Here is an 18438-nt window from a genome sequence, read left to right as displayed (position 1 = left end):
CTCAGGCCCCGGTCATCGCGCGTTCCGCCAGGCCCCGCAGGCGGCGTACCGCCTCCGCGGGATCGTCGGCGCCGTAGACGGCGGTGCCCGCGACGAACGCGTCGGCGCCGGCCGCGGCGGCCTGCTCGATGGTTTCCGCGGCGATGCCGCCGTCCACCTCGATGCGCAGCTCCAGGTGCCCGCTGTCGACGTGCCGGCGGGCCGCGCGCACCTTGTCCAGCATCTGCGGCAGGAAGCGCTGGCCGCCGAAGCCGGCCTTGATCGTCATGATCAGCAGCGTGTCGAAGCTCGGCAGCAGTTCGAGGTACGGCTCGATCGGGGTGTCCCGGTCGATCGCCAGCCCCGCCTTCGCTCCGGCCGAGCGCAGGTCCTTCGCCAGCGCCACCGGATCGTCGCACGCCTCGGCGTGGAACGTGACGTTGTACGCCCCGGCGTCGGCGTACCCGGGCGCCCAGCGACGCGGGTCGGTGATCATGAGGTGCACGTCGAACGGGATCCCGGTGACGGCGCGCAGGCTCTGCACCACCGGCAGCCCGATGGTCAGGTTGGGCACGAAGTGGTTGTCCATGACGTCGACGTGCAGCCAGTCGGCGGCGGGCTCCACGGCACGGACCTCGTCGGCGAGGCGGGCGAAATCGGCGGCCAGGATGCTGGGCGCGACGATCGGCGGCGGTACGGTCACGGGGCCAGTGTACGAACGCGGTGTTCCGGAGGTCGCGGCACGTCTCCCGGAGTGACAGGCGGTGATGCGTCCTTCACCACCGGTGCACCATCCGGCCGTCCGGAGAGAGAATCGGCACGAATAGTCGCCGGTGACTGGCCGATCGATTGAAAGATGACGAAACTCCTACAGGGACGGTCACGTATGCTGCACGCCCGGGCGCGGGGGACGCCGGTCGGGCCTGTGGCGACCGGCTGTCATCTCTCCCGGAAGGGGCGGACGATGCCACGGTGGCTCCACGTGCTCGCGCTGGCCGGCGCCGCGACCGCGGTGCTCGCCGGATGCGCTCAGACGCACCGGGCCGACGGCGACCTGATCGACGACTGGGCGGCGCTGCCCGCGCCGCAGCTGTTCGTCCCGGCGACCGAGGCGTGCCTGCCCCGGCTGAGCACAGTGGTGGCGGCCGCCACGTACGAGACGGTGAACTGCGCGGGCAGCCACCTGGCCGAGACCGTGCACGTCGGCCGGTTCAGCGAGCCGGTGGCGCAGGGCGTACGCCCCGAACCGGGCTCGCCGGCGCTGCGGACCGCACGCGCCGAGTGCGACCAGCGGACCCGGGAGATGATCGGCGGGGACTGGCGGGCCGCCCGGCTGACGCTGAACATCGCACTGCCCACCGCCACCGCCTGGACGTCCGGCGCCCGCTGGTTCCGCTGCGACCTGGCCGAGACCGACAGCATCGACAACACCCGCCCGGTCAACCGGGTCGGCAGCCTGCGGGGCGCGCTCGTCGGCGACAACCCGCTGGTGCACAGGTGCTTCGACCCGAAGCTGATCGGCCAGAACCTCAACTACATGGCCCCGGTGCTGTGCACCGAACCGCACCGGGCGGAGTTCGTCGGCGTGTACGAGGAACGCGACATGAGCTGGGCGGAGTTCACCCGGGGCGCGCCCGCCACGCACCGCCGCTGCATGACGCTCATCGCCGCGTTCGCCGAGGTGCCGGACAACGCCGAGCTGCCGTACCGGGCCGGGTCCATCTTCTACCCGCCGTCGCAGCGGGAGTGGGAGGAGGGCGACCGGGGCGTGCGCTGTTTCCTGTGGAGTGACGACCGCAAGCTGAACCGCTCGGTGCGCGGCGCCGGACCCGAGGGACTCCCGGTCACCTGAGCGGCTGCCGTATGCTGCACCGCCGAGGCGTACCGGTCGGCCGGGCGGCGCCGGATGCGCGGGGGAGGTCGGTCGGGATGCGGCGATGGCGGGTGGCGGTCACTGTGGGCGCGGCGCTGGTGCTGGCGCTCGGCGGCTGTGCCGCGCCGGCCGGAGTGGACCGGGACCTGGTCGACGACTGGCCCGCGTTCGCCGCGCCGGTCGGGTTCGTGCCGCAGAGCGGTGCCTGTCATCCCACTGTCGCCGACGTCGGCTACCTCAGCGGCTACCAGCCGGTCGACTGCGCCACCCCGCACCGCACCGAGACGCTGCACGTGGGCACGATGACCGGCGCGGAGGCGGAGCGTTCCGCACCGCCTCGGTCCGGCTCGGCCGGCATGCGCGCCGCGCACGCCGACTGCGCCCGGCAGGTCACCCGGGCCGTCGGCGGGGACTGGCGCGGCGGGCGGCTACGCCTGGCGGTGGTCCTCCCCTCGGCGCTCGCGTGGTCCGGCGGGGCCCGCTGGTACCGCTGCGACGTCGCCGAGATCACCGATCTGGACGAGGGCGCCGTGGCCCAGCGCACCGGCAGCCTGCGGGGTGCGTTGAAGCCCGGCTCGAAGCTCGCGCTCGGCTGTTTCAACCCGAAGCTGAGCAAGGACGAGGTGCAGTCGATGCGGCCGGTGGCCTGCACCACCAGGCACCGCGCCGAGTTCGTCGGCGTCTACCAGGCGCCGGACATCAGCTACGCCGAGTTCGAGCGCACGCCGCTGCGCACGCACAAGGCCTGCCGCGGCCTGATCGCCAAGTACGCCGGGCTGCCGAACGACGGCAACATGCAGTACCGGGCCGGCACCATCATCTACCACCCGTTCGAGGAGCAGTGGCGCGACGGTGACCGGGGCGTGCAGTGCTTCCTGTGGGTCTCCGAACGTTCGCTGACCCGGTCGGTCAAGGGCGCGGGCGCGAAGGCACTGCCGATCACGTGAGACCCGGGCGGGGCGGGCCGGCGCCCACCCCGCCCGGGACCGCTCAGCCGACCTGCAGCGTCACGTCGTCCACGACGAAGCTGGTCTGCAACGAGGAGTCCTCGACCCCGGTCCACTTCAGCGTGACCGTCTGACCGGCGTACGCGGCCAGGTTGAAGGTGCGCTGGGTGTAGCCGGTGGCCTTGTTCAGGTTGGAGTACGTGGCCAGCGTGGTCGAACCGACCTGCACGGTGAGCCTGTCGTACGCGGTCGAGGTGGTCGTCTCGGCCGAGTCGATGTGCAGCCAGAACGAGAACGTGTAGCTGCTGCACCCGGACGGCAGCGTGACCGACTGGGACAGCGTGTCGGTACGCGAGGTGCCGTACCCGTTCAGCCACGCCTTGTACGACCCGGTGCGGGCCGCCTGGCTGGAGCTGCTGGTGATGACGCCGGAGCTGGCCGTCCACGGCGTGGTGCCGGACTCGAAGCTGCTGTTGCCGATGAGCTGGCCGCCGGTGCAGCCGCCGCTCCCGCCGGTCACGGTGATCGTGTAGCTGGCGGTGCGGGTGGCCGAGCCGGTGCCGGTCACGGTGAGGGTGAACGTGCCGGTGGTGGCCGTCGACGAGGCGGTGACGGTCATGGTGGCCGAGCCGCCCGAGGTGACAGACGACGGGCTGAAGCTCACCGAGACGCCGCTCGGAGCGCCGCCGGCGGACAGCGCCACCGTCTGCGCGCTGCCGGCGGTGGTGGCGGTGCTGACCGTGGCGGTGGTGGAGCCGCCCCGGGCGACGGTGCCGGAGGTGGGGCTCACCGAGACGGAGAAGTCGTTGGACGGCGTGCCGCCGCCGACCGCGAGCGCCCAGATGGCGTACGCCACGCCGTCCGCGCTGCGGTTGAGGATCGTCGTGTTGATGTTGCTGGTGTTGTCGCAGGAGCGGTGGTAGCACCCGTCGTACGCCGCACCGGCGGTGCCGCCCCACTTGCTGGCCTGCGCCGAGCTCTTGGTGTAGCTGGCGCCCGCCGCGTAGCCGGAGGTCTGGATGCCGGCGTTGGCGAACGAGTAGTCGTCCGAGCGGCCCTGACCCTCGGTGTTCTCCTCCGGCGAGATACCGAACGAGTCCCAGTACGCCTTCAGCGGCGCGGCGGTGGCCGAGGTGATCCGGTTGATGAAGTAGCCGCCGTTGGGCGAGCCCACCATGTCGAAGTTGTAGTAGCCCTTGATGTAGCCGCGCTGGGTGGAGCTGAGCTGGTTGACGTAGTGCTTGGAGCCCTGGAGGCCCTGCTCCTCGCCGTTCCACCAGGCGAACCGGACCCGCTTGGTCATGGTCGGGTTCTGCGCGGCCAGCACCAGCGCGTTCTCCAGCAGCACCGACGAGCCGGAGGCGTTGTCGTTGATGCCGGGGCCCGCGGCGACGCCGTCCAGGTGCGCGCCGAACATGACGACCTGGTCGGCGGGGCCCTGCGGCCACTCGGCGATCAGGTTGTTGCCGGGGTAGGTGCAGGTGGAGCAGTTCTGCTCGGTGACCGTGTAGCCGGCGGCCTGGAGCTTGCCCTTGACGTAGTTGACCGACGCCGTGTAGCCGGCCGAGCCGGAGCGCCGGTTGCCGCCGTTGCTGGTGGCGATGGAGTTGAACTGGGTGAGGTGGGCCTGGATGTTGCTCAGGGAGACGTCCGGCGCGGCGAGGGCGGCGACGGCCGGGGCGGGGGCGGCGGCCGGGGCGGGCGCGGCGGAGGCGGTGCCGGCCAGGCTCGCCGTCGTCAGGGTGGCGACGAGGGCGAGCGCGAGGCTCGTGGTCGGCGTTCTGCGTCTCATGGAGACTCCTCGTGGGGGTTCGGCGGGCGGGGGTGCCGGGACCGGTGGTCGAAACAGTTACATGCATCGATCGAACAGTCAACGGGCTGTCACATCCCGCCGGCCCCCTCTCCGCACCGGGATGCCGCACCCGCTCCGTCCCTCCCCCGTTTCTCCGCATGACGATCAAGGAGTTCGTGTCCGGGCACGGCGGCCCGGTGACACGAACTCCTTGGTCGACTGCGAGGAGAGGTGGGTCAGACCCGGCGGAGGACCGCCAGGAACATGGCGTCGGTGCCGTGGCGGTGCGGCCAGAGCTGCACGGTGGGGCCGTCACCCAGGCCCGGCATGCCGGCCGGCAGCAACGGCCGCGCGTCGACGAAGTCGACGCCGAAGCCGCACCGCCGGGCCGCCTCGGTCACCGTCACGTGCGTCTCCACCACATGCGGCGAGCACGTCACGTACGCGACCAGGCCGCCCGGCCGGGCCGCCCGCAGCCCGGCGGTGAGCAGTTCCCGCTGCAACCGGGTCAGCGGTGGCAGGTCCGACGGCTGGCGGCGCCACCGCGACTCCGGGCGACGGCGCAGCGCGCCCAGCCCGGTGCACGGCGCGTCCACGAGCACCCGGTCGAAGTGCTCCTCCGGCAGCTTCGGGTCGCCGCCCACCGTGCGCCCGTCGGTGTGCACCACGGTCACCGGCAGTCCGCGGGTGGCCTGGGCGACCAGCCGGGCCCGGTGCTCGGCCACCTCGACAGCGGTCAGGCGGGCACCACGGGTCGCGGCGAGGGCGCCGAGCAGGCCGGACTTGCCGCCCGGACCGGCGCACAGGTCCAGCCACCGGCCGTCCGGGCCGTCCAGCGGTGCCGCCACCAGCGCGTCCGCCACCAGCTGGGAACCCTCGTCCTGCACGTGCGCGCGGCCGTCCGTCACCGCCGGCAGGTCACCCGGCGCGCCGCCGGGCAGGTAGACCGCGTACGGCGAGAACGCGCCGGGCGCGCCGCCCACCTCGTCGGCGAGCGCCACCGGATCGGCCAGGCCCGGCCGGGCGCACAGGTGCACCGGCGGGCGCTCGTTGTCCTCGATGAGCAGCCGGGTCGTCTCGCCCGTGTCGCCGCCGAGCGCCTCGGCGAACGACCGCACGATCCACTGCGGATGGCTGTACGCGAGCGCGAGGTGCCCGATCGGGTCGGTCTCCTCGGCCGGGGCGAGCTTCGCCACCCAAGCGTCGGCGTCCCGGCTGGTGATCTCCCGCAGCACCGCGTTGGCGAACCCGGTGGCGCCCGGCCCCACGGACCGGACCAGGTCCACGGTGGACGACACAGCGGCGTGCGCGGGCACCCGGGTGTGCAGGATCTGGTACGCCCCGAGCCGCAGCGCGTCGCGCACCGGCGGGTCGATGCGCTGCACGTCCCGCCCGGCCGCGTCGGTGACGATCGCGTCGAGCGTGCCGGTGTGCCGCAGCGTGCCGTAGGTCAGCTCGGTGGCGAACGCGGCGTCCCGGCCGGTCAGCCCGGCCTCGCGCAGCATCGCCGGGAGCACCAGGTTGGCGTACGCGTCGTCGCGGTGCACCGCCGCGATCGCCTCGTACGCGATCTGCCGGGGCAGGTCGACTGCCGGACGGGCCGGACGCCCGCCCCGCCGGTCCCCACCGAAGCGGTCCCCGCCACGCCGGTCGCCGCCACGCCGGTCGCCGCCGGACCGGTCCGGGCGCTGCGGCCCCGTCACGCGAACACCTCGCCGGCGGTGACCCGGGCGCCGCGCGCCCAGTCGCCGGCGGGCATGGCCTTCTTGCCGGCGGCGCGCACCTCGCCGAGGCGCACGGGCGTGGTGGCGGTGCCGACGAGCACGCCGGACTTCTCCACGTGCAGCTCCCCCGGCTTCAGCTCCGGGCCGGCGGGCAGCGGGGTGACCGGGCCGAGCTTGACCCGGTCGTCGCGGAACGTGGTCCACGGGCCGGGCGCGGGCGTGCAGGCGCGGATGCGCCGGTCCACAGCGAACGCGGGGTCGCCCCACCGGACCCGGGCGTCCTCGACTGTGAGCTTCGGGGCGAGCGAGACGCCGTCGGCCGGCTGCGGCACGGCCCGGGCAGTGCCGGCGCCGATCGCGTCGAGGACCGCGACCAGCAGCCCGGCACCGGAGTACGCGAGCCGTTCCAGCAGGTCACCGGAGGTGTCGGCGGGACGGATCTCGTCGGTGACGGTGCCGTACACCGGGCCGGTGTCCAGCCCTTCCTCCAGCTCGAAGACGCTGGCCCCGGTCAGCTCGTCGCCGTGCAGCACGGCGTGCTGAACCGGCGCGGCGCCGCGCCAGGCGGGCAGCAGCGAGAAGTGCAGGTTGATCCAGCCGTGCCGGGGGATCTCCAGCGCCACCGGCGGCACCAGCGCGCCGTAGGCGACCACCGGTACGCAGTCCGGTGCCAGCTCGCGCAGCCGGTCGAGGAACTCCGGCTCACGCGGACGGGCCGGGGTGAGCACCTCGACGCCGTGCGCGTCGGCCCACGCGCCGACCGGCGAGCGGACCAGTCCGCGGCCCCGCCCGGCCGGGGCGTCGGGGCGGGTGACCACGGCGAGCAGCTCGTGCCCGGAGGCGGCGATCGCGTCCAGGGCCGGTACGGCGACAGCCGGCGTGCCGGCGAAGACCAGGCGCATCCGGGTCACCGCCCCAGACCGAACGGGTTGCCGGCGGCGTGCGGGCTGAGCTTGACGGTGGGCGGCGCGGCCTGGTCGTACCACTCGGCCTGGCGGATCGCCTTCATGGCCTCCTTGCGGCCGGCCGCGTCGAGCCGGTCGACGAAGAGGACCCCGTCGAGGTGGTCGGTCTCGTGCTGCACGCAGCGGGCCATCAGGCCGGTGCCGACGATCTGCAACGGGTCGCCGTAGCCGTTGAAGCCCTTGGCGATCACGTTCTGCCGGCGCTTGGTGTCGAAGTAGAGCCCGGGGATGGACAGGCAACCCTCCGGACCGTCCTGCTCCTCCTCGTCCGGGAACTCCAGCACCGGGTTGACCAGGTGGCCGAGGACGTCGTCGACGTCGAAGGTGAACACCCGCAGGCCCACCCCGAGCTGCGGAGCGGCCAGGCCGGCGCCGCTCTGCTCGCGCATCGTGTCGGTCAGGTCGGCGATCAGCTTGCGCAGCTCGGCGTCGAAGTCGACGACCGGGTCGGCCGGCGTGCGCAGCACCGGATCGCCGAACAGACGGATGGGCTGGACGGTCACTCGGCGTGGCTCCTTGTCTGGGTCGAACGATGCGCGACCAGTCTACGGAGTCGGTCCGGCCGCCCCGGGTGGCGTACCGGGAACGGTGACCGGGGCCGCCTCCCGCCCCACGCGCCCCGGCAGCGTGGTGTGACCACGCAGGGTGAGCCGGACCCGGCGGTCAGGCGCCGGCGCCCGGCTCCCCCGCGAGCACCGGGCCGCCGCCGAGCAGCGCGTGCTCCGGCAGCGGCAGCGTGATGCCGTGCGCGTCCTCCCAGTCGTGGATCAGCCCGGGGCGGGCCTGCGCGGTGAAGAAGTCGACGGCGCTGATCCCGCCGACCACCGGCTCGTCCACCTCGGCGACCAGCCGGGCCGGGACCATCGGCAGGCCGGCGCGCACCGCCGCGCTGAGCCGCCGGTGCCCGTCGACGACGAAGAAGTACTCGCCGGTGTAGCCGATGCTCAGCGGCTCCGGCTCGCCGTCGTTGTCGGCCGCCTCGGCGGCGGCGTCGGAGTCCCAGAGGCCGCGCAGCGTCGACACGTCCTCGGTGGGGTACACCCGGTTCGGGTCGAGCAGCAGCAGCGGCCGGCCGGCGCGCAGCACGTCCGCGCCGAGGCGGCCCTCGTAGACGTCGACGATGTGCTGGATGACCTGCTCCGGGTTGGCCCGGGTGGTGTCGCAGACCAGGTCGTAGTTGCGCAGGCGGGCCTTGTCGACGCCGTACCGGACGATGAACCGGCCACGCTCGCTCTCGCTGCGCTCGCGCAGCTTGGCCCGCGCCTCCTCCAGCGAGGTGTAGCTCTCGGCCGGGCCGGACGGGCGGGCCAGCACGCGCCGGGCCGCCTCGGTCGGCTCGGTGATCATGTGCACCTTGAGCGCGTCGGTGAAGAAGTGCCAGGCCAGGCGGGAGTCCATGACCAGGGACTCGCCCGAGGCGGCGATGTCGCGCTGGAGCTGGTCGACGTACCCGTCGACGGCCTGGTCCAGCTCGGCGTGCAGGTTGAGCTGGAGGGCGGTCATCTGCCGCTCCTGGGCCATCTGGCGGTAGAGGTCGCCGACGCTGACCCGGCGCAGCCCGAGCCGCTTGGCGATCTCGACCGAGACGGTGCTCTTGCCACTGCCGAGGTCACCGTTGAAGACGATCGACTGACGAACGGTCACGACTGGTCCACCCCTGCTCACCGGCTGACTGACGACATCGAATCCGTGTCGGCCCGACGTGCTCTGGCACCCGTCGCGCCGCGTCCCGCGCGGGAAAACCGCGCGGCTGGGCATGACGGGCGATGCTATCACCGCCCGCTACTCGATTGCCGGACCAGGTGTGCGGCAAACCCCAGGTCACGACCGTGCGCGAGGGTCCGCGTGCGCACTGTCACACGGACCCGCCCGATCAGAACAGGGTGAGCGGGTCGACCTGGAGCCGTACCGGGTCGGCCGCCTTGCGGGCGCTGCGCTGCCCGGCGGCGGCGTGCAGCGCCTCGGCCATCGCGGCGGCCCGGGACCGGGGCACGCGTACCAGCATCCGCTCCCGGCCCTCGTCGGCCGGCACCGGGCCGAGCACCTCGGCGTCGCCCGGCAGCCGGGCGCCGGCGAGCAGGTCGGCCACCGCCTCGGCCGCGCCGGTGACGCTCGCCATCCGCACCGCCGGCGGGAAGCCCAGCTCCCGCCGCTCGGCCAGTTCCCGGGCGGCGAACCAGGCGGAGTCCCACCGCAGCAACGCCTGCACCGGGGCCAGCGCGCCGTCCGCGACCACCACCACCCGGCCGCCGGCCGTACCCGGCCGGGCCAGGGCGGCGGCGGCCATCCACCGCCGCAGCGCCTCCTCACCGGCCCGCAGGTCGGCCCGGGTCAGCAGCGCCCACGAGTCGAGCAGCAGCACCGCGCCGTAGCCGCCCTCCGCGACCGGCTCCGCGCCCGGTGTGGCGATCACCAGCCCGGCGCCGCCCGGCACCGTCGCCAGCACCTCCTCCCGCCCCGAGGTCCGCACCGGCACACCGGGGAACGCCCGGCCCAGCTCCTCGGCGGTCCGCCGGGCACCGGTCACCGAGGCGCGCAGCCGCCGCCCGCCGCACTCCGGGCAGGCGTACGCGGCGGCCACCCGCCCGCACCAGCGGCAGGCGGGCGTGCCCTGCGCCGAGGGCAGCGCGAGCGGCCCGGCGCAGTGCGGGCAGCGGGCCGGGGCGCGGCAGTCGGCGCAGGCCACCGACGGCACGTAACCCCGGCGCGGCACCTGCACCAGCACCGGCAGGTCCGCGCGCAGCGCGTCCCGCGCGGTGGTCCAGGCCAGGCTCGGCAGCCGCGCCGAGGCCGCGCCGGGATCGCGGGCCAGTTGCGGGTCGTCGCCGGTGGGCGCCATGGCCGGGGTACGGACGCGCACCACCGCCCGGTCGGCCACCACCTCGCGCGCCCAGCCTGTCTCCACCAGCAACTGCGCCTCGGCGGTACGGGCGTACCCGCCGACCAGCGCGGCGACGTCGCCGAGCCGGGCCCGGGTGAGCAGCACGTCGCGGGCGTGCGGGTAGGGCGCGCGGGGCTCGGCGTGCAGGTCGTCGCCGTCGTCCCAGATCGCCACCAGGCCGAGCCGCCGCACCGGGGCGAACATCGCGGCCCGGGTGCCGATCACCACGTCCACGACGCCCGTCCGGGCGGTGAGGAAGGCCCGGTAGCGGCGGGCCGGGCCGTCGGCGGCGGTGAGCCGGACGTGGCGTCCCGCCCCGAGCACCGCGGTCAGGGCGGCGTCGAGCCGGTCCAGGTCGCGGGCGTCGGCCACCACGACCACGGCACCACGGCCACCGGCCACGGCGGCGGCGACCGCGTCGGCGTACCGGTCGGCCCAGTCCTCCCCCGGCAACGCCGACCAGACCGCGCGGGCGGGCCGGCCGTCGGTGAGCGCGCGCAGCAGCGCCGGCCCGGCCGGGTAGTCCCGCCAGCCGCGCGGATCCACCTCCGCCCGGCCGCCCGGCCGGGCGTCGGCGTCGGCGTCGGCGTCGGCGTCGGCGTCGGCGTCGGCGTCGGCGGACGGTGGCACGTCCGTGGCGGTGACGGCCTTCTCGGCGCGGGCGTGCCGGGGCGGCACCGCCAGCCGGAGCACGTCGGCGAGGCTCCCGGCGTACCTGTCGGCGACCGCGCGGGCCAGCCGAGCCACCTCCGGGGACAGCACCGGCACCGGGGAGACGACCTTCTCCAGGTACGCGAGCTTCGGGTGCTCGGACGACTCGGCGCGCTCCAGCAGCCAGCCGTCGACGAGCTGCCCGGCGAACCGCACCTTCACCCGCACGCCCGGACCGGCGTCGGCGTCGAGCGCCTCCGGCACCAGGTAGTCGAACGGACGGTCGAGGTGGGGCAGCGGCACGTCCACGCAGACGCGCGCGACCGGCGACCCTTGCGCGGGTCGCCGGTCGCGGCGCGTGGTGGCGGTCAGGCTCCCGCGGCCGACTTGAGGTCGGCGGCCCGGTCGGTGCCCTCCCAGGTCAGCTCCGGCAGCTCCCGGCCGAAGTGGCCGTACGCGGCGGTCTGCTGGTAGATCGGGCGCAGCAGGTGCAGGTCCCGGATGATGGCGGCCGGACGCAGGTCGAACACCTCGGCCACGGCCTTCTCGATCGAGGCGACCGGCACGGTCTCGGTGCCGAACGTCTCGATGAACAGGCTCACCGGGTGCGCCTTGCCGATCGCGTACGCGACCTGCGCCTCGCACCGCTCGGCCAGCCCGGCGGCGACCACGTTCTTGGCCACCCAGCGCATCGCGTACGCGGCCGACCGGTCGACCTTCGACGGGTCCTTGCCGGAGAACGCGCCGCCGCCGTGCCGGGCGTACCCGCCGTACGTGTCCACGATGATCTTCCGGCCGGTCAGTCCGGCGTCACCCATCGGGCCGCCGATCTCGAACCGTCCGGTCGGGTTCACCAGCAGCCGGTAGCCCTCGGTCTCCAGGCCGAGGCCCTCCAGCTCCGGGGCGATGACGTGGTCCCGGACGTCCGGGGTGAGCAGCGACTCCAGCGAGATGTCCGCCGCGTGCTGGCTGGACACGACGACTGTGTCGAGCCGGACCGGGCGCAGCCCGTCGTAGGAGATGGTGACCTGCGTCTTGCCGTCCGGCCGCAGGTACGGGATCGTGCCGTCCTTGCGGACCGCGGCGAGCCGGCGGGCCAGCCGGTGCGCCAGCGCGATCGGCAGCGGCATCAGCTCGGGCGTCTCGGAGCAGGCGAAGCCGAACATCATGCCCTGGTCGCCGGCGCCCTGCGCGTCCAGCGCGCTCTCCGACCCACCGGTACGCAACTCGAAGGCGTTGTCGACGCCCTGGGCGATGTCCGGCGACTGGGCGCCGATGGACACGCTGACGCCGCAGGACGCGCCGTCGAAGCCCTTCTTCGACGAGTCGTAGCCGATGCCGAGGATGGTCTCGCGGACGATGGTGGGGATGTCGGCGTACGCCTTCGTGGTCACCTCGCCGGCCACGTGCACCTGACCGGTGGTGATCAACGTCTCGACCGCGACCCGGCTGTGCGGGTCCTGGGCGAGCAGCGCGTCGAGAATGCCGTCACTGATCTGGTCGGCGATCTTGTCCGGGTGGCCCTCCGTGACCGATTCGGACGTGAAGAGACGTGTCACGGCACTCCTAAGCATGTGAAGACTTTTAAAGGTCGCTCGGCGGCAGTTTAGTCATCATCGTTCCGCCGCGAGCCGATGAATGCGGTCGACCAACCGTCAGGAACGCGACGGCAGCCGCGGACAGACGAGGTCCCAGACGGTGTCGGCCAGGGCCTCCTTGGGCTGCTCGGGCAGCCGGTGCACGGCGCCGTCGGCGCCGATCACGGTGGCCGCGTTGGTGTCTGCGCCGAAGACCTTGTCCACGCCGACCTCGTTGACCACGATCATGTCGGCCCCCTTGCGGGCCAGCTTGGCCCGGCCGTTGGCCTCCGCGTCGTCGGTCTCCGCGGCGAAGATCACCAGCACCTGCCCGGGCCGGCGACGCCGCCCCAGCTCGACAGCGATGTCCGGGTTGGTGACCAGCTCGATGGTCGGCGCGACACCGTCGTCGGACTTCTTGATCTTCCCGGTGGCGTAGCTGGCCGGCCGGAAGTCGGCGGGCGCGGCGGCCATCACCACGACGTCCGCGTCGGCGGCCGCCGCGAGCGTGGCGCCGCGCAGCTCCTCGGTGGTGCCCACCCGGACCAGATCCGCCCCGGCCGGGTCGGGCAGCGCCACGTTGGCCGCGACGAGCGTGACCCGGGCGCCCCGGGCCACGGCGGCGCGGGCGAACGCGTACCCCTGCTTGCCGGACGACCGGTTGCCCAGGAACCGGACCGGATCCAGCGGCTCGCGGGTGCCGCCGGCGGTGACCACCACGTGCCGCCCGGCCAGATCGGCCTCGGCCTCGGCGCCACGGGCCAGGGCCCGGCGGGCCACCGCGAAGATCTCCGCCGGGTCGGGCAGGCGGCCCTTGCCGGTGTCCCGCCCGGTGAGCCGGCCCACCGCCGGCTCGATCACCCGGACGCCCCGCGAGCGCAGCGTGGCCACGTTCGCGACGGTCGCCGGGTGCTCCCACATCTCGGTGTGCATGGCCGGGGCCAGCAGCACCGGGCAGCGGGCGGTCAGCAGCGTGTTGGTGAGCAGGTCGTCGGCGAGGCCGTGGGCGGCCTTGGCGATCAGGTCGGCGGTGGCCGGGGCGACCACCACCAGGTCGGCGTGCTGCCCGAGCCGCACGTGCGGCACCTCGTGCACGTCGGACCAGACGTCGTCGGCGACCGGCCGGCCGGACAGGGCCGCCCAGGTCGGCGCCCCGACGAAGCGGAGCGCCGAGGCCGTCGGCACGACCCGGACCCGGTGACCCGACTCGGTGAGGAGCCGGAGCAGCTCACACGCCTTGTAGGCGGCGATGCCGCCGCCGACCCCGAGGACGATCTCGGCGGGCATCGGCGCGGGCGGGGTTACGGCTGGTCGGTCGGCTCGGCGGTGAGCAGGCCCGCGTTGATCTCGCGCATGGCGATGGAGAGCGGCTTCTCCTGCGGGGTGGTCTCCACCAGCGGGCCGACGTACTCGAGGAGGCCCTCACCGAGCTGGCTGTAGTAGGCGTTGACCTGACGGGCGCGCTTGGCGGCGAAGATGACCAGCGCGTACTTCGAGGTGGTCTTCTCGAGCAGCTCGTCGATCGGCGGGTTGGTGATGCCCTCGGGGTTGGTGGCGATGGATCCCACGAATTAAACCTCTGCGTCTCGTGCGCCGCCCGCGGGCGGTCGGGCCGGAGCCAGGAAGGACGAACCGATCAATCCTACCAGCTCCGCCGCGGCGCGCTCGGTGTGGTCGTGTGCCACGGCATGGGCGAAGAGGGCCGCGACGTCCGGGTCGGCCCGGTACGCCGGGGGCGCGAGCAGCACCAGCCGGGCGCCGGGCGCCGCCGCCCGTACCGCCAGCGCGCCGGCCAGGTCCAGCGGCAGCAGCACCGGCCGTCCCTCCGCGAGCCGCGCCCGCACCTCGGCCCGGGGCACCCCCCGGCGGTACGGCCCGATCCGGCACCACTCCAGCAGCTCCCCGGCGGCGATCAGCCGGTCGAAGCCGGGCGCGTCGAGGAAGACGCGGTCGACGCCGTCACGCTCGTCCGGACGGGGTGGGCGGGTGGTGGCGACCACCGGCACGCAGACAGACGCAAGGCGCGCCCGGACCGCCTCGACGACACTGCTCCGGCCGGCCCCGGAGGGACCGGACAGGACAGTGAGCCGAGCCGCCGAGCGCGCCTCGTCATCCGTGCTCACCGCTTGTTTCTACACGGCGGGCCGTTCAGTTGGCGGCGAACTCTCCGAGCAGAGCCTTGCGCTGCTGCTCGCCGAGGCCGCGCAGGCGACGGCTGTCCGCGATCTTGAGCTTCTCCATGATCTGGGTGGCCCGGATCTTGCCGATGCCAGGCATCGCCTGGAGCACGGCCGAAACCTTCAGCTTGCCCACGACGTCGTCGGACTCGGCCCGCTCGAGGACGGTGGCGAGGGTGGTCTTGCCCTGCTTGAGCTGCTCCTTCAGCTCAGCGCGGGCCTTGCGGATCTCCGCGGCCTTCTCCAGCGCGGCAGCGCGCTGCTCGGGGGTCAGTGACGGGAGCGGCACCAGTTCTCCTCAGGTCCCTAGTACGGCGGGCTGAGCGCCCCACCGCATCTGTGAAACGTGGTGTCGCTGGCAACCAAAGGGGTCCGTGGTTCCCAGCGCGGGGAAAACTAGCGGTCAACGGGGATTTCGGCAACGTGGACGCGCACTGATCAACCCAAAGTGACCGAGCCGTCAGTCAGTCCGCCGCGCCCAGAGCGGCCCGGCAGTCGGCCAGCACCCGCTCGGTGGCGACCCGCAGGTCGGCCGGGTCGGGGCCCGCGCCGAGCACCTCCCGGGAGTACGACGGCAGCACCGACGGCAGCACCGCGCCGAACACGGTACGCAACCCGGCGGGCGTTCCGCCCTGCGCGCCCAGCCCCGGCGCGAGCAGCGGACCGTTGACCGAGTCCAGATCGTGACCTGTCTCACCGACCGTCGCGCCGACCACCAGACCGAAGCTGCCGAGCGGCTCCGCACCGCGGTTGAGCTGGGAAATCTCGTCGATCACGGTCTGCGCGACGGTGCGCCCGTCGGTGCCCACGGCGCGCTGCACGGAGGCGCCCTCCGGGTTGGAGGTGAGCGCCAGGACGAAGACCCCGCCACCGTGCTCGGCGGCGGTCGAGAACATCGGGGCGAGCGAACCTACTCCCAGGTAGGGGCTCGCGGTGACCGCATCGACATACAGAGGGCTGGATGGATCGAGGTACGCCGAGGCGTACGCGGCGACGGTCGAGCCGATGTCACCACGCTTGACGTCAAGCAGAACGAGCGCCCCCAAATCTCGCAACTGTCGGATAGTTGACTCAAGCACGCCTACGCCCCGGGCGCCGAAGCGCTCGAAGAACGCCGACTGCGGCTTGACCACGGCGACCCGGTCGCCGATCGCCTCCACCACAGTCGCGCAGAACCGCTCCAGGCCCGCCACGTCGTCGGACAGGCCCCAGGCGGTCAGCAACCCGGGGTGCGGGTCGATCCCCACGCAGAGCGGCCCTCGTTCCGCCACGGCCCGGTGCAGACGGGCGCCGAACGTCTCCATGCGTCTCTCCCTCTCCCGGCGGCTCCGGGCCGCCTGGCGTGTCCGGCGACGGGCCTCCCGTCGCGCCCTGTCGAACCCGGCCGGGCTCAGCCGGCCTTGACCGCCGCGGCCACTCCGGCCGCGATCCGCGCCACGTCGGCGGCGTCGCAGACGTACGGCGGCATCGTGTAGACGAGATCCCGGAACGGGCGCAGCCACACCCCCTCGGCCGCCGCGGCGGCGGTCGCCCGGGGCAGGTCCACCTCGTGGTCGAGCTGCACCACCCCGATCGCGCCGAGCACGCGTACGTCGGCCACGCCGGGCGCGTCCCGCAACGGCGCCAGGCCGGCCCGCAGGCCCTCGGCGATGCCCGCCACCCGTCCCGCCCAGTCCCCGGCCCGCAGGAGGTCCAGGGAGGCGTTGGCGACGGCGCAGGCGAGCGGGTTGCCCATGAACGTCGGCCCGTGCGCCAGCACCCCGTCGGCGGAGACGGCCCGCGCCACCTCGGGCGTGCACAGCGCCGCGGCGAGCGTCAGGTACCCGCCGGTGAGCGCCTTGCCGACGCAGAGCACGTCCGGGGTGACGCCGGCGTGCTCGGCGGCGAACATCCGGCCGGTCCGGCCGAAGCCGGTGGCGATCTCGTCGAAGACCAGCAGGATGCCGTGCCTGCGGGTCACCTCGCGCAGCACGCGCAGGTAGTGCGGGTGGTGGAACCGCATCCCGCCGGCCCCCTGGACGACCGGCTCGACGATCACCGCCGCCAGTTCGCCGGCGTGCCGCTCCACCGCCTCCACCAGCGCGGCCTCGTACGCCGGGTCCGGCGCCGCGTCGAAGCCGGGCGGCGGCACCGGCGCGAACACCTGCCGGGGCAGCACGTCGCCCCACAGGTGGTGCATGCCACCCTCCGGGTCGCAGACGCTCATCGGGTGGAACGTGTCGCCGTGGTAGCCGCCCCGCCAGGTGCCCAGCCGGCGGCGCTGCGGGCGTCCCAGCGCCCGCTGGTACTGCAGGCACATCTTCACCGCGACCTCGACGCTGACCGAGCCGGAGTCGGCCAGGAAGACGTGTTCCAGGCCGTCCGGGGTCAGCTCGACAAGCGTGCGCGCCAGGCGTACGGCGGGCTCGTGGGTGAGCCCGCCGAACATCACGTGGCTCATCCGCCCGAGCTGGTCGGTCACCGCGGCGTCGAGCACCGGGTGCCGGTAGCCGTGGATCGCCGCCCACCACGACGACATGCCGTCGACCAGCTCCCGCCCGTCCGCGAGCCGCAGCCGCACCCCCGCGGCGTTGTCGACCACGTAGGGCTCGCTGGCGCCGGGCATCGGGGCGTACGGGTGCCACACGTGCCGCCGGTCGACTTCCAGGATCTCCTCGGGCGTCACGTTTCCTCCTTCGCCCCTCTCCCCCGCGATCTTGCAGTTGCCGCCCCGGCAGCGCGCGGAGTGAGGCGGTGTGCCGGGGCCGGAACTGCGGGATCGCGCGGGTCAGGTTCGGGTTGTGATGGCTCGGGTGAGGGCCGGGCCCCGGTAGATGAAGCCGGTGTAGAGCTGGAGCAGGGAGGCGCCGGCGTCGAACATGCGTGTCGCGTCGTCCGGGTGCAGGATGCCGCCCACGCCGATCACCGGTAGCCGGCCGCCGGTCTCCCGGTGCACGAAGGCGACCATCTCCCGGGCCCGGGCGGTCAGCGGCCGGCCGGACAGCCCGCCGGCCTCGGCGGCGCGCTCCCGGTCGGCCGGGGCGAGCCCGTCGCGGGCGAGCGTGGTGTTGGTGGCGATGACCCCGGCCGCGCCCCGGTCGAGGCACACCTCCAGCAGCTCGGCCACGGCCGGCTCGGTCAGGTCCGGGGCGATCTTCACCAGCACCGGCTTCTCCCCCACCAACGCGGTGAGCAACGCGTCCAGATGGGACCGGTCCTGAAGCGACCGCAGCCCGGGAGTGTTCGGTGAGGACACGTTGACGGCGAAGTAGTCGCCGTGGTCCTTGAGCGCCCGGTAGGACGCGAGGTAGTCCTCGACCGCCTCGTCCAGCGGGGTCACCTTGGACTTGCCGAGCGAGATGCCCAGCGGCACGCCGAGCGGGCGCGGCAACGCGGCCAGCCGGTCCGCGAGCGCCGCCGCGCCGGCGTTGTTGAAGCCCATCCGGTTGATCACCGCTTCGCTGTCGCGCAGCCGGAACAGCCGGGGCCGGGGGTTGCCCGGCTGGGCGTGCGCGGTCACGGTGCCGACCTCGACGAAGCCGAAGCCCAGCGCCGGCCAGGCCGGCAACGCGAGTCCGTTCTTGTCCATCCCGGCCGCCAGCCCGACCGGATTGGGGAAGCGCACCCCGAACACGGTGCGCGGCGCCGACCGGAAGTACGCCGCGCGCAGCGCCGCGAGGACCGCCGGCTGCCGCGACACCGCGGCCAGCCGCGCCAGCGTCCACTCGTGCGCCCCCTCGGCGTCCCCGCCCGCGAGCGAGAACAACCGGGGCCGCACCACCTTCTCGAAGATCACGCCCCGGCCCCCCGCCCGGTCTCCCCGGTCCCCCCGGTCCCCCCGGTCTCCCCGTTGATCATGAGGTTGGCGGCGATGTGGATCTCCGAATCCGCCG

17 protein-coding genes are annotated in these 18438 nt (G+C 74.1%); 2 read left to right on the top strand and 15 right to left on the bottom strand.

From position 1 onward, the window contains the following. Position 1 precedes the first annotated feature (1 nt). Positions 2 to 682, bottom strand: coding sequence for a ribulose-phosphate 3-epimerase (rpe, locus tag O7622_RS14975; protein ID WP_282313910.1), 681 nt, complete (start codon positions 680 to 682; stop codon positions 2 to 4). 261 nt (positions 683 to 943) lie between these two features. On the opposite strand from rpe, the gene O7622_RS14970 reads away from it, so the two are divergent. Next, positions 944 to 1831 carry a septum formation family protein gene (locus tag O7622_RS14970; RefSeq protein ID WP_282313909.1) on the top strand — a complete coding sequence of 296 codons (888 nt, stop codon included), beginning with the start codon at positions 944 to 946 and terminating at the stop codon, positions 1829 to 1831. 77 nt (positions 1832 to 1908) lie between these two features. Further along, positions 1909 to 2799, top strand: coding sequence for a septum formation family protein (locus O7622_RS14965; RefSeq protein ID WP_282313908.1), 891 nt, complete (start codon positions 1909 to 1911; stop codon positions 2797 to 2799). A gap of 43 nt (positions 2800 to 2842) precedes the next feature. Here the strand turns inward: O7622_RS14965 and O7622_RS14960 are convergent, their stop codons facing one another. The 14 genes from O7622_RS14960 to O7622_RS14895 all read right to left on the bottom strand — a co-directional run bounded on the left by O7622_RS14960 (position 2843) and on the right by O7622_RS14895 (position 18341). Further along, positions 2843 to 4591: a M28 family peptidase gene (locus O7622_RS14960; RefSeq protein WP_282313907.1), complete on the bottom strand. Its 1749-nt coding sequence runs from the start codon at positions 4589 to 4591 to the stop codon at positions 2843 to 2845. Positions 4592 to 4827: 236 nt separating this feature from the next. Beyond that, positions 4828 to 6294 carry a transcription antitermination factor NusB gene (locus tag O7622_RS14955; protein ID WP_282313906.1) on the bottom strand — a complete coding sequence of 489 codons (1467 nt, stop codon included), beginning with the start codon at positions 6292 to 6294 and terminating at the stop codon, positions 4828 to 4830. Continuing rightward, complete coding sequence (fmt, locus tag O7622_RS14950) at positions 6291 to 7217, bottom strand: methionyl-tRNA formyltransferase (protein WP_282314147.1); 927 nt, start codon at positions 7215 to 7217, stop codon at positions 6291 to 6293. The genes O7622_RS14955 and fmt overlap by 4 nt, the downstream gene beginning before the upstream one ends. A gap of 5 nt (positions 7218 to 7222) precedes the next feature. Beyond that, positions 7223 to 7783 carry a peptide deformylase gene (def, locus tag O7622_RS14945; RefSeq protein WP_030271057.1) on the bottom strand — a complete coding sequence of 187 codons (561 nt, stop codon included), beginning with the start codon at positions 7781 to 7783 and terminating at the stop codon, positions 7223 to 7225. A 160-nt stretch (positions 7784 to 7943) separates the two neighbouring features. Next, positions 7944 to 8924, bottom strand: a complete 981-nt coding sequence (locus O7622_RS14940; RefSeq protein ID WP_282313905.1) for an AAA family ATPase — start codon at positions 8922 to 8924, stop codon at positions 7944 to 7946. 229 nt (positions 8925 to 9153) lie between these two features. After that, positions 9154 to 11121: a primosomal protein N' gene (locus O7622_RS14935; protein ID WP_282313904.1), complete on the bottom strand. Its 1968-nt coding sequence runs from the start codon at positions 11119 to 11121 to the stop codon at positions 9154 to 9156. 59 nt (positions 11122 to 11180) lie between these two features. Next, positions 11181 to 12386 carry a methionine adenosyltransferase gene (gene metK, locus O7622_RS14930; protein ID WP_282313903.1) on the bottom strand — a complete coding sequence of 402 codons (1206 nt, stop codon included), beginning with the start codon at positions 12384 to 12386 and terminating at the stop codon, positions 11181 to 11183. A gap of 81 nt (positions 12387 to 12467) precedes the next feature. After that, a complete protein-coding gene (gene coaBC / locus O7622_RS14925) occupies positions 12468 to 13676 on the bottom strand; it encodes a bifunctional phosphopantothenoylcysteine decarboxylase/phosphopantothenate--cysteine ligase CoaBC (protein ID WP_282313902.1) in 1209 nt (402 codons plus the stop codon). A 14-nt stretch (positions 13677 to 13690) separates the two neighbouring features. Then, positions 13691 to 13957, bottom strand: coding sequence for a DNA-directed RNA polymerase subunit omega (gene rpoZ, locus O7622_RS14920; protein WP_013285517.1), 267 nt, complete (start codon positions 13955 to 13957; stop codon positions 13691 to 13693). A gap of 3 nt (positions 13958 to 13960) precedes the next feature. Continuing rightward, positions 13961 to 14512 carry a guanylate kinase gene (locus tag O7622_RS14915; RefSeq protein ID WP_282313900.1) on the bottom strand — a complete coding sequence of 184 codons (552 nt, stop codon included), beginning with the start codon at positions 14510 to 14512 and terminating at the stop codon, positions 13961 to 13963. A gap of 25 nt (positions 14513 to 14537) precedes the next feature. Next, positions 14538 to 14855 (bottom strand): integration host factor, actinobacterial type, encoded by a 318-nt coding sequence (gene mihF, locus O7622_RS14910; protein WP_013285515.1) that lies wholly within the window; start codon positions 14853 to 14855, stop codon positions 14538 to 14540. A gap of 175 nt (positions 14856 to 15030) precedes the next feature. Then, a complete protein-coding gene (gene pyrF, locus O7622_RS14905) occupies positions 15031 to 15870 on the bottom strand; it encodes an orotidine-5'-phosphate decarboxylase (protein ID WP_282313899.1) in 840 nt (279 codons plus the stop codon). Positions 15871 to 15956: 86 nt separating this feature from the next. Then, positions 15957 to 17231, bottom strand: coding sequence for an adenosylmethionine--8-amino-7-oxononanoate transaminase (locus tag O7622_RS14900; RefSeq protein ID WP_282313898.1), 1275 nt, complete (start codon positions 17229 to 17231; stop codon positions 15957 to 15959). A 102-nt stretch (positions 17232 to 17333) separates the two neighbouring features. Further along, a complete protein-coding gene (locus O7622_RS14895; RefSeq protein ID WP_282313897.1) occupies positions 17334 to 18341 on the bottom strand; it encodes a quinone-dependent dihydroorotate dehydrogenase in 1008 nt (335 codons plus the stop codon). Positions 18342 to 18438 lie beyond the last annotated feature (97 nt).

It is taken from the genome of Micromonospora sp. WMMD1076 (assembly GCF_029581475.1).
GTDB classification, from domain to species: domain Bacteria; phylum Actinomycetota; class Actinomycetes; order Mycobacteriales; family Micromonosporaceae; genus Micromonospora; species Micromonospora aurantiaca.
Note: the sequence above shows the minus strand (reverse complement) of the source record. Positions and strands in the feature narration are given on the sequence as shown.